This is a genomic window from Pseudomonas sp. FG6 (assembly GCF_057809015.1).
In genome coordinates this window covers 99339-124210 of the sequence record NZ_JBMDJD010000010.1, presented here as the reverse complement: position 1 = coordinate 124210, position 24872 = coordinate 99339, and the positions used below count along the sequence as shown (strand labels likewise).

The 24872-nt window shown below is 61.9% G+C and carries 28 protein-coding genes and 1 pseudogene; 12 read left to right on the top strand and 17 right to left on the bottom strand.

Annotated elements, in window-relative coordinates; all coding sequences use genetic code 11:
- Positions 1-11: 11 nt before the first annotated feature.
- The 4 genes from ACODSJ_RS09120 to ACODSJ_RS09105 form a co-directional block, all read right to left on the bottom strand.
- On the bottom strand, positions 12-1298 hold the full coding sequence (locus tag ACODSJ_RS09120) for an MFS transporter (protein ID WP_489101403.1): 1287 nt from the start codon (positions 1296-1298) through the stop codon (positions 12-14).
- Positions 1299-1633: 335 nt separating this feature from the next.
- The gene (locus tag ACODSJ_RS09115; RefSeq protein WP_489101402.1) at positions 1634-2176 is read right to left on the bottom strand and encodes a DUF2937 family protein; all 543 of its coding nucleotides are present in this window, start codon (positions 2174-2176) and stop codon (positions 1634-1636) included.
- 12 nt (positions 2177-2188) lie between these two features.
- A complete protein-coding gene (locus ACODSJ_RS09110; RefSeq protein WP_489101401.1) occupies positions 2189-2965 on the bottom strand; it encodes a class II glutamine amidotransferase in 777 nt (258 codons plus the stop codon).
- Positions 2966-2997: 32 nt separating this feature from the next.
- Complete coding sequence (locus tag ACODSJ_RS09105) at positions 2998-3495, bottom strand: MFS transporter (RefSeq protein WP_489101400.1); 498 nt, start codon at positions 3493-3495, stop codon at positions 2998-3000.
- A 90-nt stretch (positions 3496-3585) separates the two neighbouring features.
- Between ACODSJ_RS09105 and ACODSJ_RS09100 the strand changes: the two genes are divergently transcribed.
- Together ACODSJ_RS09100 and ACODSJ_RS09095 are read left to right on the top strand one after the other, a co-directional pair.
- A complete protein-coding gene (locus ACODSJ_RS09100) occupies positions 3586-5640 on the top strand; it encodes a S9 family peptidase (protein WP_489101399.1) in 2055 nt (684 codons plus the stop codon).
- 241 nt (positions 5641-5881) lie between these two features.
- On the top strand, positions 5882-6355 hold the full coding sequence (locus ACODSJ_RS09095) for a cyclic nucleotide-binding domain-containing protein (protein WP_489101398.1): 474 nt from the start codon (positions 5882-5884) through the stop codon (positions 6353-6355).
- Positions 6356-6514: 159 nt separating this feature from the next.
- On the opposite strand, the gene ACODSJ_RS09090 is transcribed toward ACODSJ_RS09095, so the two are convergent.
- Positions 6515-6802 carry a hypothetical protein gene (locus ACODSJ_RS09090; RefSeq protein WP_489101397.1) on the bottom strand — a complete coding sequence of 96 codons (288 nt, stop codon included), beginning with the start codon at positions 6800-6802 and terminating at the stop codon, positions 6515-6517.
- A gap of 76 nt (positions 6803-6878) precedes the next feature.
- Between ACODSJ_RS09090 and ACODSJ_RS09085 the strand changes: the two genes are divergently transcribed.
- The 4 genes from ACODSJ_RS09085 (at position 6879) to ACODSJ_RS09070 (ending at position 9239) form a co-directional block, all read left to right on the top strand.
- Positions 6879-7565 (top strand): spermine/spermidine synthase domain-containing protein, encoded by a 687-nt coding sequence (locus ACODSJ_RS09085; RefSeq protein ID WP_489101396.1) that lies wholly within the window; start codon positions 6879-6881, stop codon positions 7563-7565.
- 47 nt (positions 7566-7612) lie between these two features.
- Complete coding sequence (locus ACODSJ_RS09080) at positions 7613-7987, top strand: YajD family HNH nuclease (RefSeq protein ID WP_260955615.1); 375 nt, start codon at positions 7613-7615, stop codon at positions 7985-7987.
- Positions 7988-8316: 329 nt separating this feature from the next.
- Entirely contained in the window at positions 8317-8787 is a 471-nt protein-coding gene (locus ACODSJ_RS09075) for an RNA methyltransferase (protein ID WP_003184248.1), read from the top strand.
- Between the two features lie 77 nt (positions 8788-8864).
- A complete protein-coding gene (locus ACODSJ_RS09070) occupies positions 8865-9239 on the top strand; it encodes a YgaP family membrane protein (RefSeq protein WP_489101395.1) in 375 nt (124 codons plus the stop codon).
- Between the two features lie 248 nt (positions 9240-9487).
- Here ACODSJ_RS09070 and ACODSJ_RS09065 read toward each other — a convergent pair whose 3' ends face one another.
- Together ACODSJ_RS09065 and ACODSJ_RS09060 are read right to left on the bottom strand one after the other, a co-directional pair.
- Positions 9488-10717, bottom strand: a complete 1230-nt coding sequence (locus ACODSJ_RS09065) for a hypothetical protein (RefSeq protein WP_489101394.1) — start codon at positions 10715-10717, stop codon at positions 9488-9490.
- A gap of 32 nt (positions 10718-10749) precedes the next feature.
- Complete coding sequence (locus ACODSJ_RS09060) at positions 10750-11199, bottom strand: YcgN family cysteine cluster protein (protein ID WP_489101393.1); 450 nt, start codon at positions 11197-11199, stop codon at positions 10750-10752.
- 186 nt (positions 11200-11385) lie between these two features.
- Here ACODSJ_RS09060 and ACODSJ_RS09055 point away from each other — a divergent pair, with 186 nt between their 5' ends.
- Positions 11386-11979 (top strand): nitroreductase family protein, encoded by a 594-nt coding sequence (locus ACODSJ_RS09055; RefSeq protein WP_489101392.1) that lies wholly within the window; start codon positions 11386-11388, stop codon positions 11977-11979.
- A gap of 265 nt (positions 11980-12244) precedes the next feature.
- On the opposite strand, the gene ACODSJ_RS09050 is transcribed toward ACODSJ_RS09055, so the two are convergent.
- The 5 genes from ACODSJ_RS09050 to ACODSJ_RS09030 all read right to left on the bottom strand — a co-directional run bounded on the left by ACODSJ_RS09050 (position 12245) and on the right by ACODSJ_RS09030 (position 17217).
- On the bottom strand, positions 12245-13177 hold the full coding sequence (locus ACODSJ_RS09050; RefSeq protein ID WP_489101391.1) for a D-2-hydroxyacid dehydrogenase: 933 nt from the start codon (positions 13175-13177) through the stop codon (positions 12245-12247).
- 120 nt (positions 13178-13297) lie between these two features.
- Positions 13298-13591 (bottom strand): YcgL domain-containing protein, encoded by a 294-nt coding sequence (locus tag ACODSJ_RS09045; protein WP_489101390.1) that lies wholly within the window; start codon positions 13589-13591, stop codon positions 13298-13300.
- Positions 13588-14721, bottom strand: coding sequence for a ribonuclease D (rnd, locus tag ACODSJ_RS09040; RefSeq protein ID WP_489101389.1), 1134 nt, complete (start codon positions 14719-14721; stop codon positions 13588-13590). Before rnd ends, ACODSJ_RS09045 begins: the two co-directional genes overlap by 4 nt.
- Positions 14722-14855: 134 nt before the next feature.
- Positions 14856-15497, bottom strand: coding sequence for a class I SAM-dependent methyltransferase (locus ACODSJ_RS09035; protein WP_489101388.1), 642 nt, complete (start codon positions 15495-15497; stop codon positions 14856-14858).
- Positions 15498-15567: 70 nt separating this feature from the next.
- A complete protein-coding gene (locus tag ACODSJ_RS09030; protein ID WP_489101387.1) occupies positions 15568-17217 on the bottom strand; it encodes a phosphoethanolamine transferase in 1650 nt (549 codons plus the stop codon).
- 280 nt (positions 17218-17497) lie between these two features.
- Here ACODSJ_RS09030 and ACODSJ_RS09025 point away from each other — a divergent pair, with 280 nt between their 5' ends.
- Positions 17498-18430: a LysR family transcriptional regulator gene (locus tag ACODSJ_RS09025; protein WP_489101386.1), complete on the top strand. Its 933-nt coding sequence runs from the start codon at positions 17498-17500 to the stop codon at positions 18428-18430.
- Positions 18431-18433: 3 nt separating this feature from the next.
- Here ACODSJ_RS09025 and ACODSJ_RS09020 read toward each other — a convergent pair whose 3' ends face one another.
- Together ACODSJ_RS09020 and ACODSJ_RS09015 are read right to left on the bottom strand one after the other, a co-directional pair.
- Positions 18434-18799, bottom strand: a complete 366-nt coding sequence (locus ACODSJ_RS09020) for a 5-carboxymethyl-2-hydroxymuconate Delta-isomerase (protein ID WP_489101385.1) — start codon at positions 18797-18799, stop codon at positions 18434-18436.
- A 123-nt stretch (positions 18800-18922) separates the two neighbouring features.
- On the bottom strand, positions 18923-19837 hold the full coding sequence (locus ACODSJ_RS09015) for a LysR family transcriptional regulator (RefSeq protein WP_489101384.1): 915 nt from the start codon (positions 19835-19837) through the stop codon (positions 18923-18925).
- A gap of 222 nt (positions 19838-20059) precedes the next feature.
- Between ACODSJ_RS09015 and ACODSJ_RS09010 the strand changes: the two genes are divergently transcribed.
- The 3 genes from ACODSJ_RS09010 to ACODSJ_RS09000 all read left to right on the top strand — a co-directional run bounded on the left by ACODSJ_RS09010 (position 20060) and on the right by ACODSJ_RS09000 (position 21701).
- A complete protein-coding gene (locus ACODSJ_RS09010; RefSeq protein WP_489101383.1) occupies positions 20060-20251 on the top strand; it encodes a YegP family protein in 192 nt (63 codons plus the stop codon).
- Positions 20252-20424: 173 nt separating this feature from the next.
- Positions 20425-21237: an AraC family transcriptional regulator gene (locus ACODSJ_RS09005; protein ID WP_489101382.1), complete on the top strand. Its 813-nt coding sequence runs from the start codon at positions 20425-20427 to the stop codon at positions 21235-21237.
- Positions 21238-21329: 92 nt separating this feature from the next.
- Positions 21330-21701, top strand: coding sequence for a cupin domain-containing protein (locus tag ACODSJ_RS09000; RefSeq protein WP_489101381.1), 372 nt, complete (start codon positions 21330-21332; stop codon positions 21699-21701).
- A gap of 11 nt (positions 21702-21712) precedes the next feature.
- Here ACODSJ_RS09000 and ACODSJ_RS08995 read toward each other — a convergent pair whose 3' ends face one another.
- The 3 genes and pseudogenes from ACODSJ_RS08995 to ACODSJ_RS08985 form a co-directional block, all read right to left on the bottom strand.
- Complete coding sequence (locus ACODSJ_RS08995) at positions 21713-22459, bottom strand: phytanoyl-CoA dioxygenase family protein (RefSeq protein WP_489101380.1); 747 nt, start codon at positions 22457-22459, stop codon at positions 21713-21715.
- 13 nt (positions 22460-22472) lie between these two features.
- On the bottom strand, positions 22473-23252 hold the full coding sequence (locus ACODSJ_RS08990; protein ID WP_489101425.1) for a methyl-accepting chemotaxis protein: 780 nt from the start codon (positions 23250-23252) through the stop codon (positions 22473-22475).
- Between the two features lie 78 nt (positions 23253-23330).
- A pseudogene (locus ACODSJ_RS08985) lies at positions 23331-24107 on the bottom strand (MCP four helix bundle domain-containing protein); the annotation flags it as partial.
- Positions 24108-24427: 320 nt separating this feature from the next.
- On the opposite strand from ACODSJ_RS08985, the gene ACODSJ_RS08980 reads away from it, so the two are divergent.
- A complete protein-coding gene (locus tag ACODSJ_RS08980) occupies positions 24428-24700 on the top strand; it encodes a short-chain dehydrogenase (protein ID WP_489101424.1) in 273 nt (90 codons plus the stop codon).
- Positions 24701-24872 lie beyond the last annotated feature (172 nt).

The window sequence follows — 24872 nt, the reverse complement described above, 5'->3', positions numbered from 1 at the left end:
CAGGTTATCAGTTACTCGGCTTCCAGCTGCTTGCCTTGGGTTTCCGGCAGGCTCAAGGCCGCCAGGATCACCACGCCGTAGGACACCGCCGCGAACGCCCCGATACCCACGCTCAACGGCACTTTCTGGCTGAGCAGGCCGATCAGCAGCGGGAACAGGGCCGCCACCGCCCGGCCGATGTTGTAGCAAAAGCCCTGGCCCGAACCGCGAATGCGCGTAGGGAACAGTTCGGTGAGAAACGAGCCCATGCCGCTGAACATGCCCGAAGCGAAGAACCCCAGGGGAAAGCCCAGCCAGAGCATCACGTTATTGCTCACCGGCACCTGGGTGTACAGCAAGACGATGGTGAACGAGCCGACGGCGAACAGGACGAAATTCTTCTTGCGGCCCAGGATGTCCGACAGGTACGCGCTGATGACATAACCCACGTAGGAACCGACGATCACCATCGCCAGGTAGCCGCCGGTGCCCAATACGCTCAGGCCCCGCTCATTCTTCAGGAACGTCGGCAACCAGGACGTGATGGCGTAGTAACCGCCCAGTGCACCGGTGGTCAGCAGCGAAGCACGGAGGGTGGTGAAGAGGATGCCGGGGGCGAAGATCTCATAGAACTTCGCCGGGTTTTCCGGCGTCAGCCGCGCCTTGGTCTGGCTGTAGACCTCTGGGTCCTTGACCAGCCGACGGACAAAAATCACGAACACCGCCGGCACGATGCCGAGGATGAACAAGGCACGCCAGGCGTCTTCCGGCGGCAATACCGAGAACAGCAGCGAATACAGAATCGCCGTCATGCCCCAGCCCAGCGCCCAACCCGACTGCACCATACCCACGGCCTTGCCGCGATCCTTGGCGCGAATCACTTCGCCCATCAACACCGCGCCAGCGGTCCACTCGCCGCCGAAGCCAAAACCCATCAGCGTGCGGGCGATCAACAGTTGTTCGTAGCTTTGGGCAAAGCCGCACAGGAAGGTGAAGAAGGCGAACCACAGCACGGTCAGTTGCAGGGTGCGCACGCGACCGATGCGGTCCGAGAGAATCCCGGCCACCCAGCCGCCAATGGCCGAGGCGATCAACGTGCTGGTGTGAATCAGCCCCGCCTGCCCGGTGGTGATGCCCCACATTGCGATCAGGGTCGGCACGACGAAACTGAGCATTTGCGTGTCCATGCCGTCCAGGGCGTAGCCGATCTTGCAACTCCAGAAGGTACGACGCTCCTGCCGGTTGATGTCGCGGTACCAGTCGAACGGACCAGAACGGGCCTGGGGCTTGGGGACGTCGAGCGTGTCGGGTGCACTCATGGTGGTTTTCTCCACGGTTTTTGTTGTTTTGAGCCTCGACGATGCGCGTGGAGGCCGGTGTCCAGATTCTTGAGCGCGCGCGTCTAGGCGTCCAACGAATAAAACACCGGCTGGGTCATAAGAAAAAGTTGATTGGATGGAGAAACGCCAGTGAATACTGTCGTGACGAGGGAGCTTTCTGTGGCGAGGGAGCTTGCTCCCGCTGGGGTGCGTAGCAGCCCCAAAAGACGCTGCCCAATATCAACCTGACACACCACAGCGCCGGGTCCAAGGGCCGCTTCGCGGCCCAGCGGGAGCAAGCTCCCTCGCCACAGGAAGCCGACCGAACAATCAGGTCAGAGCCCGCGCAAGTCGCGCTCTTCGATCGGCCGGCTCTGGCGCAGGCGCTTGCCGCCCAGCACCACCCAGTCGATCAGCCGGAACAGGCATTCCAGGCCGAACGACAGCAGCATCGCGCCGCTGATGCCCCAGATCATGGCTTCGGGCGTCAGCAGGATCTGGTAGCTGTAGCCGTTCCAGGTTTCCTGGCGAATGTCCGGATCGGCCGCCAGCGCCACTTGCAGCAGGCGGATGTACCACGGGCCTTGCATCGCCTGGAACTGCTTGTCCAGGGCCTGCTGACGCACCAACAGCGTGTTCAGGCTCTCGGCATCGCTGCGAAAGATCGGGTCTTCGCTGGCGCGGTAATGGGCCACCAGCGCCTGCATGTCACCCTTGAAAAACTGGTTGGCGGTGCCCTGGAAACCTTGCAGGCCAGTCTGCGCCTCGATCAGGTGAGCCTCGACCCGCTTGGCGTAGTCGTTGATGAAGCCCGGCACCTGGACCCCGACCAGCAGGCCCACCGCGAACAACACCAGGCGTAGATAACTGAGCAACATAACGGGACGTCCTTATTCGGTGCGGCCGTGGCTGACGCATTCACCGCGTCGCCACAAGCTCCATTGGCCCGGTTCGTAGCGGGTCCAGGTTTCGTTTTCGGTCAAGGGTTCGGTGGCGATCACCGTGACCACGTCGTTGGGCGTGGTTTCTGCCTGGAAATCGACAATCACGTCGACGTCCTTGAGCCGCGCCGGGCCGAAGGGTGCGCGACGGGTGATCTGGGCCAGTTTGGTCGAGCAATAGCAGAACAGCCAGTCACCGTCGCTGAGCAGGCAATTGAACACGCCTTGGTTGCGGTATTCGGTGCAAGCGTCGATCAGGGACGGCAACAACTGCTCGACCTCCACCGGCTCCGGGAAGGCCTGGCGCACCCGGTTGAGCAGGTCGCAGAACGCCGCTTCGCTGTCGGTATCGCCGACCGGGCGGTAGAAACTTGCGCTGGGGTAGAAGTCCTTGAGCTGGCCGTTGTGGGCAAAACACCAGTTGCGCCCCCACAACTCACGCACGAAGGGGTGGGTATTGGACAGGCAGACCTTGCCGACGTTGGCCTGGCGAATGTGCCCGATCACCACTTCGCTCTTGATCGGATAGCGCTGCACCAGGTTCGCCACTTCCGACTCGCTGCTGGCGGCCGGGTCCTGGAACAGGCGCAGGCCACGGCCCTCGTAGAAAGCGATGCCCCAACCGTCCCGGTGCGGGCCGGTCTTGCCGCCACGCTGCATCAGCCCGGTAAAGCTGAACACGATGTCGGTCGGCACATTGGCGCTCATGCCCAGTAACTCACACATGCTCGAACCCTCGCTTCAATGGGCAGGCCCGATTACAGACGCGGTTCGATGCGCGAACGCTGCGGATTGCTCGGCACCGGCGGGCGACCGTAGCGGTCATCACCGGCCACGCCGAACGGCGGTTCATCCGCAGGTTCATCGGCCGCGGCGGCAGCTTTTGCGGCGGCGGCGCGTTCCTTACGAGCGTTGGCGGCACGCTCGATGGGGAAGCGAATCACCACCATGACCAGGTAAAGCCCAAAGGCGATCATGCCGTACATGAGCAGGTCCGACGCCGCCCGCCAAAGGTTGTTGCCGACTTTGAACAGCACGTCCAGGGCGACGATCGCCACCGCTGGGGCAACCTTGTCCTTCACCGGGTCGACAATGGTCGGGCTGAACAGCAACACCGCCATCAACAGCCGCAGCGGCTCGCGCAGCCAGCGCCACATCCAGCGGGTCAGGCGCATCCACACCAGCAGGCAGCCCAAGGCAGCGAAGGCGTAGAGGCCCCAGGCGATCAGATAATCGTTCTCGGTCATGGTGTCCATGGCAAGGCAGGCAAATAGGCGCTTATAGTAACGGCTTTTCGCTCGCCAGGCTGCCCCGGCGTCTGCCCAGTCAATGTTCGAGAGTTTTTCATGCCCTCATCTGCCCCCGTTTTCACCGCTCCGGTTGCCCACAGGGACGCCGGAGTCGACCCCTACGCCTGGCTGCAGGAACGCGACACCGACGCGGTACTCGATTACCTCAAGGCGGAAAACGACTACCAGCAAGCCCGGCTCGCCGACCAGGCCGGCCTGCGCGAAACCCTGTTCCAGGAGATCAAGGGCCGGATCCTCGAAACCGACCTGTCGCTGCCCTCCCCTTGGGGCCCGTACCTGTATTACACGCGCACCACGGCCGGCGACGAATACCCACGGCACTATCGCTGCCCACGTCCGGCCGACGACAGCCTGACCGTCGACGAAAGCCACGAGCAGCTGTTGCTGGACCCGAACGCCTTGGCCGGCGGCGGGTTCTTCTCCCTCGGCGCCTTCAGCATCAGCCCCGACCACCAGCGCCTGGCCTACAGCCTGGACACCACGGGCGATGAGATCTACACCCTGTTCGTGAAGGAGTTGTCCAACGACAAGGTCAGCGAATTGTCGTTCGAGCAGTGCGACGGCAGCATGACCTGGGCCAATGACAGCCTGACACTGTTTTTTGGCGAACTGGACGACACCCACCGTCCGCACAAGCTCTGGCGCTATCGCCTGGACGGCACCGCCGCCGAAGAAGTGTTTCACGAGCCGGACGGGCGTTTCTTCCTGCACTGCTACCGCTCAAGCTCCGAACGCCAGTTGATCCTGTCACTGGGCAGCAAGACCACCAGCGAAACCTGGGTGCTGGACGCCACGCAACCGCAGCAGCCGTTCACGTGCCTGGCGCCACGGCGGGAAAACCATGAGTACGACGTTGATCACGGCCTGTTCGACGGGCAATGGACCTGGTTGATCCGCAGCAACCGCGACGGGATCAATTTCGCGCTGTACCAGGCCATCGACACGGGCGTCGCGCCCATCGAGGACGACTGGCAGAACCTGATTCCCCACAGCGACACTGTCATGATCGACGGCCTGAGCCTGAACGCCAGCGCCATGACCTTGAGCCTGCGCGAGGGCGGCCTGCCGATCATCGAGGTTCATCCCCAGGGCTTGCCGGCGTATCGGGTGCAACTGCCGGACGCGGCCTACAGCCTGCATGTACAGAACAGCCTGGAGTTCGCCAGCGATCGCATCCGCCTGCGCTATGAAGCCTTGAACCGCCCGGCGCAAATCCGTCAGTTGGACCTGGCGAGCGGCACCCAGGTGGTGCTCAAGCAGACCCCGGTGCTGGGGCCGTTCGACGCCGACGCCTACGTCAGCCAGCGACTGTGGGCGACGGCACCGGACGGTACCCAGGTGCCCATCAGCCTGGTGGTCAAGCGCGAAGCCCTCGGTCAGCCCGTGCCCCTGTACCTGTATGGCTACGGTGCCTATGGCGAAAGCCTCGACCCGTGGTTTTCCCACGCGCGCCTGAGCCTGCTCGACCGCGGCGTGGCGTTCGCCATTGCCCATGTGCGTGGCGGTGGTGAGCTGGGCGAAGCCTGGTACCGCGCCGGCAAACAGGAGCACAAGCACAACACCTTCAGCGACTTCATCGCCTGCGCCGAGCACTTGATCGCCCACGGTTTCACCCGCGCCGATCAATTGGCAATCAGTGGCGGCAGCGCCGGCGGCCTGCTGATCGGCGCCGTGCTCAACCAACGCCCGGAGCTATTCAAGGTGGCGATTGCCGAGGTGCCGTTCGTCGACGTGCTCAACACCATGCTCGACCCGGACCTGCCGCTGACCGTCACCGAATACGACGAATGGGGCAACCCCGAGGAGCCAGACGTTTATGATCGGATCCGGGCCTACGCCCCGTACGAAAACGTCAGCGCCCAGGCGTACCCGGCGCTGCTGGTGATCGCCGGCTACAACGACAGCCGCGTGCAGTATTGGGAAGCGGCCAAGTGGGTAGCAAAACTGCGGGCCACCAAGACCGACGACAACCCCTTGCTGCTCAAGACCGAACTGGACGCCGGCCATGGCGGCATGAGCGGGCGCTACCAGGGATTGCGTGACGTAGCGCTCGAATATGCGTTTGTCTTGAAGGTTTTGGGGGTGGTTTGAGGAACTCTGCGCGATGGCCGGGTCTTAGCTCCATGCGCAAAGCCTTGATGTAACCCAACCCAATGTGGGACGACTTTGTGGGAGCAAGGCTTGCCCGCGATACAGGCGACTCAGTTCTGTCTGTCAGATCAAGCTGAGGCCATCGCGGGCAAGCCTTGCTCCCACAAGAACCTGTCCCAGGGGTCTCTTACACCCAGGCCAGCCCGAACCTGCAAGAAACATAAAAAACGACCGTGCCGACATGTCAGAACCGACCTTACTGAACAAAGAAATCCGCGACTGGCTGATGGACTGTGGGCTGTTCGACCAACTGCTGCCTGTCGACTTCGCGGCGGCGTCGGGCTATTTCAGCATCAGCGCCATCGCCCAGGGTGAGGCGATTTTCCATGAGGGCGATGCCGGCAGCTTCATGTGCATCATCCACACCGGCCAAGTGGCCGTGCAGAAAACCGGCCCCGACGGCCAACCCGTGACCATCGCCACCCTGCGCAGCGGCCGGGCGTTTGGCGAGATGGCCGTGCTCGACGGCGAACGGCGCTCGGCCAGTTGCATCGCCGCCAGTGACTGCCAGTTGCTGAACCTGGGCAAGGACTCCCTGGAAAAGATGCTCAACGACGCCCCCAAGGTCGCCGCCAAGATCATCCGCGCCCTCGCTGTCTCGCTGTCCAAGCGCCTGCGTATGGCGGATGGGCAGTTGTTGTCGCAGCAGGTCTAGCCCCGTCTACCAATTGAAATACAAAACCTGTGGGAGCGAGCCTGTGGGAGCAAAGCTAGCTCGCGACAGCGGTTTTGCATATGCCGACGTCATCGCGAGCAAGCTTTGCTCCCACAGAGTCCACCGCAATGCCCGCCCCCATACCGAGAGACTTCAGGCCTACCCCCCCGGCGACTTGGCCCTGGGCACTTGCGGCTCCATGCCCGGTATCGGCTGGTCCTTGGGCGGCTTGGGCATTTCGATGGGGGGCAGCAAGGGCGGCCCGCCGCTCCCGGGGGCAGCCTTGGGCACACCGTTGGGCGTGACCGGCGGATAGGGCATGGGAGTAGCGGTACCCGGCGAACCGGGAATGCTGGGCGGATTGACCGGAATCGTCGGTTGCTGGGCCTGCGCGCAATTTATCGAGAGCACCACCAGCGCAATGGCCGTTAGAATGACGCACTTCATCAATGGCTCCGCGTCTACTGTCTGCCTTCAGGCTAGACCCTGGCGCGCCGGTTTGCCCTCTCCTCCCGAGATTCCCATGAAACGTTTCGTGCTGCTCGACACCACTCCCATCCCTGATAACGGCGGTGCCCTGTGCCTGTTCGAGTACGGCGAGGATTTTGTCATCAAGATCCAGGGCGGTGATGGCGGACAATTGATGAACACCCGCATGCACGGCTCCGAAGACGCCCTGGCCGAGATTCCTTGCCGCAAGGTGGCCGGCCGTCCTGGCTCGCGCGTGCTGATCGGCGGCCTCGGCATGGGCTTCACCCTCGCTTCGGCCCTCAAGCACTTGGGCAAGCAAGCCGAAGTGGTGGTGGCCGAACTGGTGCCGGGCGTCGTCGAGTGGAACCGTGGCCCACTGGGCGAAAAGGCGGGGCGGCCGCTCTCGGACCCGCGCACCGTGATCCGCCTGGAAGACGTGGCCAAGGTGCTGCAAACCGAGCCCCAGGGCTTCGATGCGATCATGCTCGACGTCGACAATGGCCCCGAAGGCCTGACCCAGAAAGCCAACAGTTGGCTGTACTCGGCCGCCGGCCTGGCCGCCTGCGCCAAGGCCCTGCGCCCCAAGGGCGTGCTCGCGGTGTGGTCGGCCAGCGCCGACCGGCAGTTTTCCGACAAGCTGAAAAAATCCGGTTTCAAGGCCGAAGAAGTGCAGGTGTTCGCCCACGGCAACAAAGGCACCCGTCACACCATCTGGATTGCCGAGAAGCTCAAGGGCTGAGCTAAACTCTGTCCAACCGTCATCCGTTTTTTTACAAAGGTGAACCCATGAGTTCGTCAACGCCACCGTCCAACACCGCCAAGCTGGACCGCATCCTCGCCGACGCCCAGCGTGACCGGGAGATGGGCTACCGCGACAAAGCCCTGAAAATGTACCCCCACGTCTGCGGCCGCTGCGCCCGTGAGTTCTCCGGCAAGCGCCTGAGCGAACTGACCGTTCACCACCGCGACCACAACCACGACAACAACCCGCAGGACGGTTCCAACTGGGAACTGCTGTGCCTGTACTGCCACGACAACGAACACTCGCGCTACACCGACCAGCAATACTTCGGCGAAGGCTCCCTGAGCACCCCGAAAACCGCCAAGGCGACCCACAACCCCTTCGCCGCGCTGGCCGGGATGATGAAGAAAGACGAATAACCCCGCTTAGTGAGCAATACAAATCCACTGTAGGAGCGGGCCTGCTCGCAAAGGCGGTGGGTCGGTTTACATGGCTGTTGAATATGAAGGCCCCTTCGCTGCTGTGGGAGCAAGGCTTGCCCGCGATGAAGCCGATGCGGTCTTTCAGAAACCGAGGCGCCTGCTTCGCGAGCAAGCTTTGCTCCCACAGAATCTTGTGCGCACCACAAATCCCCTGTGAGAGCGAGCCTGCTCGCGATGGCGATCAAGCACACACCACACATCTCGAACCTGACCACCCTCCCCCATTCGCCGTATAATCGCGCCTTTTCCCCAAAGGCACCCCGCCCGTGGCCAACAAACGCTACAGCTGCATCGGTCTGTTCAACCCCAAGTCACCGGAAAACGTCGGTTCGGTCATGCGTGCCGCCGGCTGCTACGGCGTGGCGTCGGTGTTCTACACCGGCAAGCGCTATGAACGCGCCGCCGATTTCGTCACCGATACCAAGAAAGTCCACTACGACATCCCGCTCATCGGCATCGACGACCTGAAGAAGATCCTGCCCCTGGGCTGCGTGCCGGTGGCCGTGGAACTGGTGGACGGCGCGCGCCCCCTGCCGGAATACACCCACCCGGACCGGGCGCTGTACATCTTCGGCCCCGAAGACGGCTCGCTCGACAAAGACATTCGCGACTGGTGCGAAGACGTGGTCTACATCCCCACCACCGGTTGCATGAACCTGGCGGCGACGGTCAACGTCGTGCTGTACGACCGCATGGCCAAGGGCAACAACACCCGCTCGGGGCCGCAATTTCGCTGAACGGCCCGAAATCCGATGGAACGCGGTCGTCGCTCCGGCAGTCAGCTTTATACCCCTTATCACACTGGAGACAGATCATGAGCGATAACAATCCGTTCGAGCCGATCGAGACGCCTTTCCAATCGCATCCTCCGCAGAATGTGCACGGCTGGGAACGCATTGGCTCATTGGCTGGCGGTGTGTTGATGATGGGCAAGGGCTTGCGCCGCGGCGGTGTGGTCGGCCTGGCTCAGTTGGCCATCGGTGGCCTGGCGCTCGCCCGGGGCATTACCGGACATTGCTCGGCCAAGACCCTGCTGGAAAAGAACCGCCAGAACCTCAACAACGCCCGCGACCGGATCGAGCAGGCCGGTGGTGAACTGGTCCGGATGAAGGCCAATGCCGAGGCGGCGACGGGCACGGCTACGGTGACGGGGAATGACTCATTGAACTCGCCGAAGGTTGGGCTCTGATTCTTGCAGTGCTGCTGATGGCCTCGTCATCGGAACGCCGCCCGGAGCAAGCGCGCGCTCTACAGAGGTCCTGAGAACAACACAGTCCGTGGCGAGGGAGCTTGCTCCCGCTGGGGCGCGCAGCGGCCCAAAAAAAGCGATGAGCGCTTCGCACTCAAGCGGGAGCAAGCTCCCTCGCCACAAAAGCTTCCAAGCCATCACGCCATAGACTGATCAGTGTGGGAGCGAGCTTGCTCGCGATGGCGATGTCACTGAAGCAACCGGCTATCCAGCACAGTAGAGCTTCCATCCAGGACACTTTCACTGAGCTGAACGAATTCCTTGGTATCGACCGTCTCCAACCGCATCGCCCCCTGCAGCACATCGTCCAGCGAACGCTTGTTGCGGGTTTTCAGGCGGATCTCGCGGTCCAGCTCCTGCAACAGCAACACTGCCTTGGCCACGATGGCGGGACTGGCCTGCGAGGCGCGCAACGTCGTCACGCCCTGGCTGTCCTTGGCAAGACGCTCGTTGTAGGCCTGATAGCGTTCGTCACTCATACCCCCGGCGCGGCGCAGCAGCTCGACGGCGTAGTACTCGGCCAGCCCCTCGCTGATCCAGTCGCTGCGTTCACGGTCATGGACCCGCGCCAAAACCTGCACCAGTTCGCGCAACAACGGGCTCAAACCGCGCTCGCTGACCAGTGGCGCACGGCTGTGCAGGTAAATCGACTCATGGCCGGCCAGGACACCCCGCCACATCGGATCGCCGGCACCGACCACCAACAGCTTGGCCGGATGACGCGGCACCAGCGCCTGCACCTGGGGCCAGACGACCGTCAGCAGCGTCAGCACGTCCATCCGCCGCATGCCCTGGCCTCGGGGCGAGGCGACGGTCACCTCGGTTTCCCCCAGGCGTGTGCGGCGGCTGCCCAGCTTGCCGGCGAGGATCCAGCCGGTGGGACGGTCGAACAGGCGCGCGGGATTGTCGATGCGAAAGCGCTGCTTGCCGATGCGTGGCCAGGCGGTTTCGACGCTTTTCCAACCGTCGGGCAGCTCGATGTCCAGCCGGGCCACCAGCTCGACGCCGTCCTGCTGATCGAGCCTGGCCGACGGCACCAGGTCGTTGCCGTTGAACAAGGCCCAGCTCGGGGTCATGCGGGTTTCGAAAGCACCATTCTTGCGGGCATGACCAAGGTGCACGCGGTAACTCAAGCTCGCCTTGTCGGCTGCCGGCCGCCATACGCCTCGCGTCGCCTTGCCTGGCGTGAGCTGCCATTGGCCGTCCGCCTTGAAGTCGCTGTAGCGGCTGCCATCGCCGAGGTCGAAATCCAGGCTACGCACCGCCGCCCCCCGGGCGAGGGTCACACGCACCTCAGCCTGGTCGCTCTGCGGCAACAGGTGCACGTGATAATCCAGATCGACTTTCTGCGCCGCCCACAACGGGCCGCACAGCACCCACAAGCCTGCCGCCAACGTCCGTTTCAATCCTGCCGCCATGGGGTCTCCCTGGTGGTGCGGCGCCCGGCGGTTCAGCCTGCGCGGAAAATCAGATGGTCTTCCCAATCCTCTTCGGGCACGCTGCCCTCGGCCAGCATGCGCCCGGACTGGGAAATGCGTTCGTGGTGCACGGCATCGCGGTCACCGCAGACCAGGTGGTGCCACAACGGCAAATCCTTGCCCTCGCTGACCAGCCGATAGCCGCAGGTGGGCGGCAGCCATTTGAATTCGTCGGCCTTGCCTGGGGTGAGTTGGATGCAATCGGGGACGAACTCGCTCCGCCGGGAATAGTCGCTGCACTGGCAGGTCTTCAGGTCCAGCAGTTTGCAGGCGATGCGCGTGTAATAGACGCTGTTATCGTCTTCGTCCTCGAGCTTTTGCAGGCAGCACAGGCCACAGCCGTCGCACAGCGATTCCCATTCCTGCGGATCGAGCTGATCGAGGGTTTTGCGTATCCAGAACGGTTCGACTTTGGCGGCCATGGCTCAAGCATCAACATCACGTGGTGAAAAGGCCGACAGTCTAGTGCCGGGGCCGCTCCAGGCCAAGCACTGGCGACTGTCGGTAGCAGGGGCTTGCCAGGCCTGGCGCGGGGACGTAGCGTGCGGCGTTCACGTTTATGAACCGCACGTTTGCAAACCTCACGTTTAAACCAGGCAGGTAGAACCATGAGCGCCAACCCCCGCATTGCCGAATACGCCATTCACCCCCAGTTCATCGAGCGTTGGTCGCCCCGCGCTTTTACCGCAGAGAGCATTGCCGAAGAGACCTTGCTGGGCTTCTTCGAAGCCGCACGCTGGGCACCGTCGGCGTACAACTCGCAACCATGGCGTTTTCTCTACGCGCGCCGCGACACGCCAAACTGGGAGCGCTTCCTGGGCCTGCTCAATGAGTTCAACCGCGGCTGGGCACAACACGCCTCGGCGCTGGTGATCATCGCCTCGAAAACCACCTTCACGGCGCCCGGCGCCAGCGAGGAAACCCCGGCGCTGTGGCACACCTTCGACACCGGCGCCGCCTGGGGCCACCTGGCGCTGCAAGCCAGCCTCAGCGGCTGGCACACCCATGGAATGGCCGGCTTCGACCAGGAACTGACTCGCAAGGAACTGAAGATTCCACAGGAATATGCCCTGCACGCCGCCGTGGCGATCGGCAAACTGGGGGACAAATCGACGCTGGCCGAATACCTCCAGGCCCGCGAAACACCCAGCCCGCGCAAGCCGTTGAGCGAGCTGGTGGCTGAGGGGGACTTCAGCCTGTAACCCTGCGCAAGCTTCCTCGCGAAGGTGGTAGCACTCACATACCCGGCCCACAGGTATACGCGGTCCGTGGCGAGGGAGCTTGCTCCCGCTGGGCTGCGAAGCGGTCCCATTGGGGCAATGCAATGTTTCTGCTGGACCGCGTCGATCGGTTTTGCGACGGCTACGCCGCCGAGCGGGAGCAAGCTCCCTCGCCACAGGGACTGTAAGAGCCCGAAAAACCTGTAGGAGCGAGCAAGCTCGCTCCTACAGTAGTTTTGTACGGGTTTCAGTAGCCGCGGCTGAAATCCACTTCCCCACGCAGCGCTTCGCCGACCTGGTAGGCCCGCAGGTTTTCCAGGAACAGCTGCGCCATCATGGGCGGCGACGTCGGTGCCGAGCTGTGCCCGGTCAGCAGCAAGCCCCAGGCGGTCCAGAAAGGATGGCGCTGCGGCAAAGGCTCCTGGCGACAAACGTCGATCACCGCGCCGGCCAGGTGCCCATCCTTCAAGGCTTGCACCAGGTCCGCATCGACCACGGCCACGCCGCGCCCGACATTGATGAACAGGCCGGTCGGCTTGAATTGCTTGAACAGCGCCGCGTCGTACAGATCATGGGTGCGGGGGGTGTTGGGCAGCAGGTTGATGACGTAGTCCACCTCACCGACCAGGCGCGGCAGGTCGTCCAGCGTTCCAACTTCGACGAAGGGCGCCAATGCCCGGGCTTCGCTGGCAATGCCATAGAGTTCCACGCCAAACGGCACCAGGAACTGCGCCACGCGCTGGCCGATATCACCGGTCCCGACGATCAATACCTTGCGCCCCGCCAGGCCTTGTCCCTGGCGGTTGTCCCACTTGCGCTCGACCTGGCTGACCAAGCGCGCCAGTACCTCGCGCTCATGGCCCAGCATGTAGGTGAGCACGTACTCGGCCATGACCTGGCCGAAAATGCCCACCGCACGGGTCAGGCGATAGTCGCGGTTCAAGCCATCGGCCAGCAACGGCGTGATGCCCGCCCAGGTCGATTGCAGCCAACGGGGTTGATGCCCCTGGCGCAACAAGGTGGCGAGCAGGTCGGGTTGGCCGAGCCAGACCGGGCAATCCGTGGCCAGTCGCGACAGTTCGGCGGAATCGCCGCTGGTCAGCACTTCAATATCGGGAGCCGCCTGGCGCAGGAGCTTGGCATAGACCGCGTGGTCGTGTTCGGCAATCAGAACGCGCATGAATCAACCTTTCAAAAACAGTTCAAACGGCCACCGACAGAGGATCGCTCCATCCACGCGGCCATCATCAGGAAATCCAGTATTGCAAGGGGCCCCAGGACGGGACCCCCGGAGAATTCATCAAACCGGGTCGTTGCGTCGCAGCAACTCTTCGGGCAGATGCTCGATGTACTCGTCTTCGGCGGGCGGCATTTGCAGGTGGTAGCCTTGGGTGTCGAGGTTTTCCAGCACCTTGTTGATGTCTTCCCGGGACAGTTGCCGTTCCGGGCTCAGCACCAGGTCAAAGACGTGGGTCGCCTTGCCAAAGGCGGCCAGCAATGGCTCGGGCACCCGGGTCAGTGCCTCGCTCTTGAGCACATACAGGTACATTTCGTTTTTCTTCGAGCTTCGATAGATGGAGCAGATACGTTTCAAGGCTGTTCTCCGGCAGAGGCCAGGCTGTCGAGCAATGCCTGGCCCATCAACTCGCGGCGCCAGCCACGCAGCGAATCGGGCAATTGGTAGGGCCCCTCGGGGAAGCCGCTCTTGATCAGCGCCTCGAGGGTTTTCTTGCGCAGCATCAGTTCCGGGGCGATCGCCAGGCGCTCGGCTTCAGCCTGCCCCAGTGCCCGCAGGCGCTTGATCAGCGCCGAGGCCTCGATGGGCAGTGGCTCGGCCACGGCCGGCGGCCACTGGTCGGGCGGCACGCTGGCGGCGCGCTGGATCAGGCCCAGCAGGAACTCGCCGTCCTGGCGCACGGTGCGCGGGTGCATGTCTTCGATTTTCGCCAGCGCGCCGAGGTTATCCGGTTGCGTGCGCGCCAAGGGCCACAGCGAATGTTCGCGGACGATGCGGTTGCGCGGCAGGTCACGGGCCCGCGCCTCAAGCTCGCGCCAGGCGCACAGCTCGCGCAGCACGGCCAGCTGGGCACGGGACAGTTTCCAGGCCAGCTTGGCCTCGCGATACACCTCATATGGATCGACTTCGCGGCGCAGGTTGCTCACCAGCTCGGCGCCGTCCTCCAGGACCCAGGTGTATTTTTCGTCGGAAAGCTTGGGGCGCAGTTGTACGAAAACTTCCGCCAGATGCACTGCGTCTTCGGCGGCGTAGCTGATCTGGGTCTCGGACAACGGTCGCTGCAACCAGTCGGAACGGGTCTCGCCTTTGGGCAGTTCGATCCCCAGCACTTCCTGCACCAGCCGCGAGTAACCCATGGAGAAACCCAGGTTCAGGTAGGCGGCTGCCAATTGGGTGTCGAACAAAGGTGCAGGCAGGCTGCCCGTCAGCCGTAGCAACACTTCAAGGTCTTCGCTGCAGGCGTGCAGCACCTTGAGCACGGCCGAGTTCTCCAACAGGGCGGCCAAAGGTTGCCAGTTGTCGATGGTCAAGGGGTCGATCAGATAGGCACGCTGGCCGTCGCCGATCTGCAGTAAACCGGCAATGGGGTAGAAGGTATCGACCCGCATGAATTCAGTGTCGAGGGCAACGAATGGCAACTGCTGCCATTCAGCGCAAAGCTGACCGAGGCTATCGTTGTCGCGAATCCAGTGAATATCGATGGCCACACGGCTCTCCCTTGAAGAATGGCGCGCAGTATATATCGCCGCCGGCGATTGCGAGCATCCGTAAAGCAAGAGCCTGAGAGAAATCGCCTGCGCAGATGCCAGAATAGTCCTACATCAGGACGTAGGGTTTAACCCTAGCTCGTCTTGCGCAATACATACACCCGCGTCAACGCAAAACCGGGCAGGAAATCCTGATGCCACAACACGTTGAAACCCGCCTGGCGAAACTCGGCCTCGACATCCGCCTTGCCGACCAGGCTACCCCGGGGTGGCTGGCCGATTTTAAGGCGGGTTTCCAGCTGAACCGAAACGATGACCGTGTCACGGCTGACCCGATGAAATTCGCGCAGCAACGCCAGGCGATGTTCGCTAGCGCTGACATGCCGAAACAGTTCCAGACAAAAAATACAATCCACCGCGTTGGCCGACAGCCCGATGGTGAAGGCTGAACTGGGGAACGTCTTGACTCGCTTGAGCAGCGCACCGCCATGGTGGGTCAGCGCATGTTCGAGCATGTCGGGCGACGGGTCCGCCGCCAGGATCACCCGGTTGGCATGTTCGGCCAGCACCGGCCAGAACCGCCCTGCCCCACAGGCGACATCCAGCACCAGCCCGGGCTCGCCGGCCACTTTCAAGGCGTTGCGGACCATGTGCTCGTCACGCCAGAACGCAAAGCGCAGCCGTCGAGGCGCCGGCTGGCAGCAGACTTGCGCATGCTCCTGGTCCAGATGCCTGGCGAACTCGAGCTCGACATTGGAAGGGGTTAACCCAGACATACGAACAGCTCTTGAAAGTGGAAATGGATGACAGATTAACCGGCGACGCGTGAAAAAAAGGTGCAAGTGATCATTGGCGGGCCAGCACGCCGTCGACCGCCGCGCCGCGACAACCGGAGAACATGTCCAGGTCCTGGTTGTAGACCTTGCTGTTGACCTCCAGCAGCCCGAGCATCGAGTGGAACAGGTTGTCCTGGCTCAGGGGTTTTTCCCGGCTCATCTGCAGGCAATGGGTGTCGACCGCGAAAGACTTCTGATAGCTGTCGGAAAACCACGCCAGCATTGCCACGTGCTTTTGTTGCTCCGGGGCCAACATGTACGGCGTGCCGTGGAGAAACAGGTTGTATTCGCCCAAGGACTCGCCGTGGTCCGACAGGTAGAGCATGGCGGTGTCGACCTTGTCCTGGTTGGCCCGCAACAGATCGATCAGGGTCGACAGCACATGGTCGGTGTACACCAGCGTGTTGTCATAGCCGTTGACGATGCTCTCGCGGCTGCAATTGTTCAGCGCGTTGCTTTCACACACAGGGGTGAAATGCTCGTATTCCTTGGGGTAGCGCTTGTAGTACTCCGGCCCGTGACTGCCCATTTGGTGCAGCACCAGCACCGTGTCCTTGTCGAGGGTATCGATGAAGTGCTGCAGGCCCTGGAGCAAGATCTCGTCGCGGCACTCGCTGTTGGCACACAAGGCCGGATCCTTGAGGTTGCTCACGTCCTGCAGGGTGACCCGATCGCAAGTCCCCTTGCAGCCAGACTGGTTGTCACGCCAGATCACCTCCAACCCGGCGCGCTTGAGCACATCCAGCAGGCCTTCTTCATTCTTGGCCTTGCTGGCGTCATAGTTCTTGCGCCCCATGTTGGAAAACATGCAGGGCACCGACACAGCCGTTTCGGTACCGCAGGAATGCACGTCGGTGAAGGCGATCAGGCCGGCCTCTTTCTTCAACTGCGGCGTGGTATCACGGTTGTAGCCCAGGATGCCGAAGTTCTCGGCGCGGGCACTTTCCCCCACCACCAACACGGTCAGGGACTTGCGGGCGTGGGCTTGCCAGGCCGGGTTGCGGCTCGCATCCTCGCCCAGCGCGAGGAACGGTTGCTTGGCCGAGGCCACTTGCTCGCGCAAGTAGCCGAACGAAGCGCCAATGTAGTTGCTCGGCACCACCATCAGGCGCAGTTCGTGATGGTTGCGAAACAGTGAAGACAACCCTTGGTAGTTAGCCAGCGCAACGACGCCAATGACCGCCGCGGAGGCGACACCGACCATCAACTTGCTTAACAACTCCCTGGGCCAGCGACGGTAGTTGATGGGCGTCTTGAACAACAACCAGGACGGCAGTACACCCAACAAACCCAGGTAGACAAATAATTTCAGCGACAACAGGTCGCGAACTTCCGTTGCGTTGGTTTCGGCGAAATTGCGAAACATGCCGGCATCGATCAGCACGCCGTACTGGGACATGAAATACGCCACGCCGGCGCTGACCAGAAACAGCAACATCAGCAGCGGCTTGAGCACCGGACGGAAGGCCACGAGCGTCAACACCAGGTTGAACGCGCAGAAAATCATCAGACCGAAAGTCAGGCTCAGCAACACGCCCCGGCCGTCAGCCGCCGTAATGGTGAGCAGGTGCTGCCACAGAACAACGTTGAAGCCCACTAAAAAAAAGGCACTGGCGACCAGCGTCACCCATTCCGGGCGCACGGCTTTAATAGTCAGCATGATGGTTGACGGCTTCCTGAAAGTTGCTCTTTTAAAAACGGAATGCCGCAAGAAGAGGCGGAAATTTCATGTCCCACGGCAGCACGGACTCTAGACAGCCCACCATCAATTTTTCGTGAAAAAGTTGCTATTAAATTATTTTTTATCCAGCAGGCCACACGCTGGAACGGGCCGTCATACCGTGCCTGAAGATCGCGCGACTCAATCAAGCGTTGATCGACAGGCCGCGTTCGCGACATTATCCGCCTCCACGCAGGGAGCACAGCAAGAGACAGACCGGATGCTAAACAGCAACGCCCTTAGAAAGCTCGACATGCAAGACCTCATGGTGTTCAGCGCCGTGTACGAACAGAACAGCGTCACCGGCGTGTCCGAGGCGCTGTGTGTCAGCCAGTCCACCGTCAGCTATTGCCTGAAAAAACTGCGGACCTGTTTCGAAGACGAGCTGTTCATCAACACCCGCACCGGCATGCGCCCCACCTATAAGGCCCAGGGCATGTACGATCACGTGCGTAGCATCCTGCAGAGCATCAATCTGTGCCACGCCGGTACGCCCGCCTTCGACCCAAGCCGCCAGGCTGTCACGTTCAATATTTGTGCACCGGAATATTTCGAACACCTGATTCTGCCGACACTGCTGCAACGCTTCGACTACGCCAACCTGCCGGTGGTGGTGAACGTACACAAGTTCGAGGCGGACATTCCCGCCGAACAGTTGCGCGACGGCAGCCTGGACCTGGTGATCTGCTTCGGCCCGAACTTCCACAGTAACCATGCCGATTTAAAAAGCCGGCCATTGCTGGAGGAAGACCTGGTGTGTGTCATGGATAAACGGGCGACACCGCTGCAACCACGGCTGAGCCTGGAATCGTTCGTCCAGCGTCGCCACGTTTTTCCTACGCCCTGGAGCTCCGCCATCAACATGGTGGATGGCTGGTTGTCACAGCAGGCCCTTCACCGCCAGATCGCCGCCCGAGCCAACAGCTACGGTGCGGCACTGGAGATGATCACCGGCACCGACCTCATCCTGACGCTGCCCCGGCGCATCCAGAAACTGCTGGCCAACGAGACGATCTTCAACCACCACGAAGCGCCCGAGGGCTTGCCAGGGTTTACCCTGGACATGCGGTGGAGCCAGGCACTCGACCAGGACAGCGCCAATACCTGGTTGCGCGAGCAGATCATCAAGGCCTGTGCCGAGCGAGACGCCTAACCGTTACTGGCCGATCAACGCCTTGGAGTAAGGCTCCCGATCGATGTCGAGGAGTTCCACGCACAGCTGCACGCTGACCCCGGCCGGCCACGGGCACAATTCCTGGAGCACGGCCAGCAGGCTGTCGGCCAATTGCTTCTTGATCTCCGGCGAACGGCCACTGAGCAAGGCCAACTTGATGTGCACGAAACCACGCTCGCCCAAACTTGTGCCCACCCGGAACGTCTCGACTTTCAAGGCGCGGCTCTTGATGTCCAACTCGTCAGCGAACTGACCGGACGCCACCAGCGCATTGTTCAAGCGCATCAGCGCGACATCGGCATTGAGCCCAGGCAGGTTGGCGGTGTACTCCATGTACAGGTGCGGCATGTGTTCGACTCCCATTCGAAATACGACAATGTGATTTCAGCGGTGGCAACCATACCCCGACCGCTGCGTTTCAGGCAGGTTTGTTTTCAAGGCTCACCAGCCCTTGCACTGCTCGCGCGCAGCCTAAGCGACTCCACGCTCCCCCATGAACGCCTCCAGCCGGGACCGCAACCAGCGCTCGGCTGGATCGCTGTCGACATGGCTCAGCCAGACCATGGACAGGTCCAGCGTCGGCGTCTTGAAGGGAAAAGGTTCGCTGAACAGCTGGCCCGAAGCTGCCATGGCGCTGGCGGTGTAGTCCGGCAGGCTGGCGATCAGGTCAGTGCCGGCCAGCAACGCCGGTAAGGCGCTGTATTGCGGCACGGACAACACCACCTGGCGCGTTCGCCCCATCTCGGCCAGCCATTCGTCAGCGAGACCGGCGACGTTGGCGGTATGGGACACCAGCACATGGGGCCTTGCGCAGTATTCGTCCAGGGTCAGCGGCGCGTCCGACGCATCGGCGCGCAACACACGGGGCTGTATGTGGCGCAACAGCTTGCGCTTGGCATTGGCCGGCAGCCCCCGGGTCTGGCTGATGCCCACGGTGATATCACCCGACGCCAGCAGATCGGGAATGCGCCAGTAATCGACATGCTGGACCACAAACACGATGTTCGGCGCTTCCTGGCGCAGGCTGCTCAACAATGGCGGCAGCAAGCCGAACTCGACGTCGTCCGACAGGCCGATGCGAAACGTCATGGTGCTGCTGGTGGGGTCGAAATCATGGGTCAGGCTCAAGGCCACCGACAGCGAGTCCAGCGCCGGCGATAAGTGCCGGATGATCTCCTCGGCCCGGGCCGTGGGCTCCATGCGATGGCCGACGCGAATGAACAACGGATCGTTGAACATCTTGCGCAATCGGTTGAGGGCCGAACTGATGGTCGGTTGGCCCAGGAACAACTTTTCCGCCACCCGCGTCACGTTTCGCTCAAGCATCAGCGTTTCGAACACCACCATCAGGTTGATGTCGGCCTTGCGCAATTCGTTGCGGTTCATCCATTGCCCCCGGTCCCTGAACGGGGTCCAGTGTAGAAACAGCGAGGGCCGTCCGTCTATGCGCAAAAAGTCCAAGCGTCTGTAGGAAGCGTGAACCGCATCAGCACCGCTCGATCATCAATGGAAACGATTTTTTCGTAGCCAAAACCCTCCCTGTGGCTAGGCTTGCAGCCACATGTCCAACGCATGTCTTGATTGAATCAATCGCAGGGAGCGAACCCGATGTACTTTGAAATCTATCGACAGACCCGCGGCACCCACAGCAGCGGAAAAGGCCAGTGGCGCTGGCGCCTGCGGGCCGGTAACCACGAAACGATCGCCAGTGGCGAATCCTACGTGAACAAGTCCGACTGCCTTCACGTCATCCAACTGATCAAGAACGCCCACGGCGAAACGCCAGTGAAGGAAATCTGAAGCGCCGACACGGTAACGGCCCATGGGCGGCTCCTTGGGACAAACCGCTTTTTTGCGGCCTGGAGCCGGCCCGGTGGTTTTTTCGCTGTGGTCTGGATGAGCAGAGCGCTATCGTGTGCAGGTATCGTGTGCAGATCCGGCAGGGTGTACAGAAAGGCAAGAGGCCGTCCCCAGTGACTCAATCCATCCCCCCGCGCGACTGGCTGATGCGGGCACCTGAATCAAGGAAGCTCGAACGCATCGAGGCCTATTTCAGCGGCCACGGCTACACGCCCCACCGGCATGACACCTATGCCATCGGCGTGACGCTTGCCGGTGTCCAGAGCTTTCATTACCGACACAGCAAGCGCCACAGCCAGCCCGGGGGAACGATCGTCCTGCACCCGGACGAGGTGCACGACGGTGAGGCTGGGACGAGGGACGGTTTTCGCTACAGGATGTTCTACATCGAACCTTCGCTGATCCAGCAAGTGTTAGGTGGCAAGCCCTTGCCGTTCATCGAAGGCGGATTGACCGCCGACCCGCGCCTCAACATCGCGACTCGCCGGTTATTGAGCAGCATGGATAACCCGCTCGATCCGCTGGAGGAAGAGGACGCCATCTACGATGTGGCCCAGGCACTCGACCTCGCCGCGGGCAACCGACGGGGACGGCGGCTGATCGACTACCCGGCGGCCGAGCGGGCCCGCCTGTTCATCCACGATGCCCTCGACCAGTCGATCACCCTGGACGACCTGGTGCAGGCAAGCGGCAGGGATCGATGGAGCCTGTCCCGGGATTTTCGCGCCCTGTACGGCACCAGCCCCTATCGCTACATCACCCAACGGCGACTGAGCGAAGCCCGACGCCTGGCCTCGCGCGGCCTGTCACTGAGCGAAGCGGCCCTGGCTTGTGGTTTTTTCGATCAGAGCCACATGACCCGGCTGCATACCCAAGCCTTCGGCCTCTCACCGGCACGCTGGCTGAACATGCTGCGCCAACGGTAACGACCGCACGCGGCAAAAAGCTGCACGATCATGCAAGACCCATCCAGGCCCGGGCAGTAAGGTCATCCCCTTACCACACGAGGAGTTTTGCGATGACCAGCCAATACGCCCCCATCAACTTCGCCGAGAAATACACCCTGTTCCAAGAACAGTGGACCCCGAAAGTCGTGGCCGAAATGAACGACTACCAATTCAAGATCGTCCGGCTCGAAGGTGAATTCATCTGGCACAGCCACGCCGACACCGATGAGACCTTCATCGTGCTGGAAGGCGAGCTTCGCATCGAATTTCGCGACGGCGCGGTCACGATCGGCGCGGGCGAAATGTACGTCGTCAAGAAAGGCATCGAACACAAGCCCAGCGCCGCCCGGGAAGTCAAACTGCTGCTGATCGAGCCACGCGGCGTGCTCAATACCGGTGATGAAACCAACGAACGCACGGCCGTCAATGACGTGTGGATCTGACGCAGCCGGGCTCAGTCGTATTCAGCTTCCTGATGATCGCCCAACAGCCGCCGCTGACGAGGTGTCGCGGCAGCCAGGACAACCGGGTTGAACTGCCAATGCAGGTAAGGTGAGAACTTCTGCGCGACCATCCGCCGGCCATAATGCACCTGGAGCAGATACCGCGTGCGGTCGGCGGTCCGGTTGTCGCTGCCCGCGTGCCACAACTCGCTGCGCAAGATCAGCACGTCACCCGCGCGGCACAAGATCGGTTGTGCCGCCCGCCCCTGCCATTGCGTTTCACCGGTGACGGGCGCCCGCCCCGCCCGGTGACTGCCGGGAATGACCCGAGTAGGGCTCAAGTCAGCGTCGATGTCATCCAGGTAGAACTGCGCGGTAAAAACGTGCATCGGCAGTTCAAAGGCAGGGTCGGCCAACAGCCCAGGCGGCAATGCCATCGGCAGGTAATCCAGATGCAGCGGTGGGGCGACGTAGCCAGGGTGGCAGCGCCACGCGGTCTGCCCGATGATGTGGCAGTCCTCCCCCAACGCGGCTTCGGCCAGTTCGATCACCCCGGCCACGTCCAGAAATGCCAACCAGAACGGGTCGCGATTGAACACGCACTTGTAGTGATCAATGACCCCGCTGTAGTCCCAATGCTGGGGCTTCAATTGGTCGATGGCCTGGCGCAGACCGGCAATGCGTACGGCGTCCAACACTCCAGGCAACAGGACGAAACCGTCCTGATGCAGCACCCTCAGGCTATCCTGGGTGGACACGAGCGCACCGTCCTCAGGTCCGGAAGCGGCCCGTCAGCTCTGCCAGGCTCCTCGACAGGCTCGAAAGCTGCTGGCTGGCATGCATGCTCTGGGCGGAATTCTCTGCCGCTTCGTTGGACAGGTCGCGGATGTCGGAAATGTTGCGAGCGATCTCCTCGGTGACACTGCTCTGCTCCTCACAGGCGTTGGCGATCTGTGCAGCCATGTCGTTGATGCGTTGTATCGAACCACTGGTGCCGTTGAGCACCTGATCGACGCCCGCCGCACGCTCGACACTGTCGCGGGCCTTGCTGCTGCCGACCTGCATGGCCTGCACCGCTTTGGCGACACCGGCCTGCAAGCGTTCGATGCGCACCTGGATGTCCTTGGTCGAATCCTGGGTCCGTGCCGCCAAGGCCCTCACTTCGTCGGCCACCACGGCAAAACCACGACCCTGCTCGCCGGCCCGCGCCGCCTCGATGGCGGCGTTCAACGCCAGCAGGTTGGTCTGTTCGGCGATGCCCCGGATCACTTCCAGCACCGCACCGATACTGGAAGTCTCCTGGGCCAATGCCTCGATCGTCCCCGAGGCGCTTTCCACTTCATGGGCCAGCTGGCGAATAGACTCGATGGTGCTGCTGACCACCTCAGCGCCATCGCGGGACTGTCCGCTGGCCTGCTGCGCGGCGTCCGAAGCGCTGACGGCGTTGTGCGCCACCTCATGCACCGCGGCACTCATCTGCGTCGCCGCCGTACTGACCTGGTCCAGCGCCGCATGCTCGCTGCTGATCAACTGATCATTGGTCGCGGCCATGTTCGCCATGGCGCGGGCCGCGGCATCGACCTCACCGGTCACCCGACCCACTTCGGCAATCAACGGTTGCAGCTTATCGAGAAAGCGGTTGAACGCACCGCCCAACTGCCCCAACTCGTCAGCCGAACGCACCTCCAGACGCCCCTTCAAATCACCACCACCCTCGGCGATCTGCTCGACACGGTGCAACAGCCGACGCATGGGACGCAGCACGACCATGGGCAAGGCCACGATCAGCAGGATGCAACCCAGCAGACCGACCAACAGGATGCCACCCTGCTGCATGCCCACCGCCTCACCATGATCGATCGCCGCCTGGCCTTCGCCCTGCGCGGCGGCGTCTTCCAGCTCACCGAGCTTGTCGATGGCATCGCGCAGGGTGTCGAACTTGCTTTCACCCTCACCAAAACTCAGCGCACTGGCCGCCTGCGGATTGCTCACGGCCTGCTCGACCACCTGCCGCGAAACCTGCGACCACTGCGCAAAACGATCATTGAACTGACTGACCAACGCCAACGCATCGGCACTCGGGTGCAATGCTGCATATTTCTGCACGCGATCATAAGCCTGCTTCAGGTTTTCCCCATGACTGGCACGCAACGCCTGCAGATGCTCACTGGCACCGCTGTTGAGCATGCTCCGCTCGGCCACAAAAGCCTGGTAAAGGTCACGATCGGCATTGAGCAACAGACTGATGGCGGGCAAATAACGGTTGGTCAACTGCGTACTGGACGCCGTCACCTGACCGATACCGCGCACACCCGACCACCCCATTAGCACCAACAGAAGTGCCAGGAACGCAATCGGCAGGGTGATCTTCCAACGAAAGCCCAGATCGGCAAAAAACCGCGGCATGAGGAGCACTCCTTGCAGGGGAATTAACTTGCCTATCGGCAGCCATGCCTTGAGCTATAGACCATCAGTCCGGTTGCGACAATGTTTGTGCGGGTTACGGAGGGGGTCAGGCGGGATAAATATGACGGGGTGGAGGCCAATGAAATGGGGAATTTTCTGACGTTTCTTGCTCACGGAATTCTGGGAATCTTCTTACGCATCATCTGATTGATGGTTTCTCCAACAAGACCCTATAGTCCAAACGTCGCTCGTAAGAGCGGCTTGGGTTTGGCGACTCAATGACAAATGGTAAGAAAGCCCTCGATCAAATGGAGTTTGAAATGAATAGATATATGGCTCTTACCAGTAATGCCGACGATCAACCCCTCTTCGTCGATACCTCTACGCCTTTGCACATCCTGCTTGATACAGCAGGCTATAGAATCCGCGCTGTCACCCAATTCTTAGAAAACCTCGCGATGCGTGGAGACATTCCGAGTGATTCGGTGGTCCTTCAGGACTTTGCACAACTGTGCTGCATTCCCTTGAGGGATGGTTGCGACGTACTCGATGTCATAGCCCGACGCTTGGACGCAGAGCCGGCCTTAGAGTAATGCCTGCCAGTTAGGAGTAAACAGCGTAAATCCTGTGGGAGCAAAGCTTGCTCGCGATAGCGGCAGAGTAGGCAATATCATTGTCGACCGGCTTACCTCAATCGCGAGCAAGCTTTGCTCCCACAGATTTGCTGCTAACTGACCGGCATCAGGCCTAGAGTCCCATTTCGCC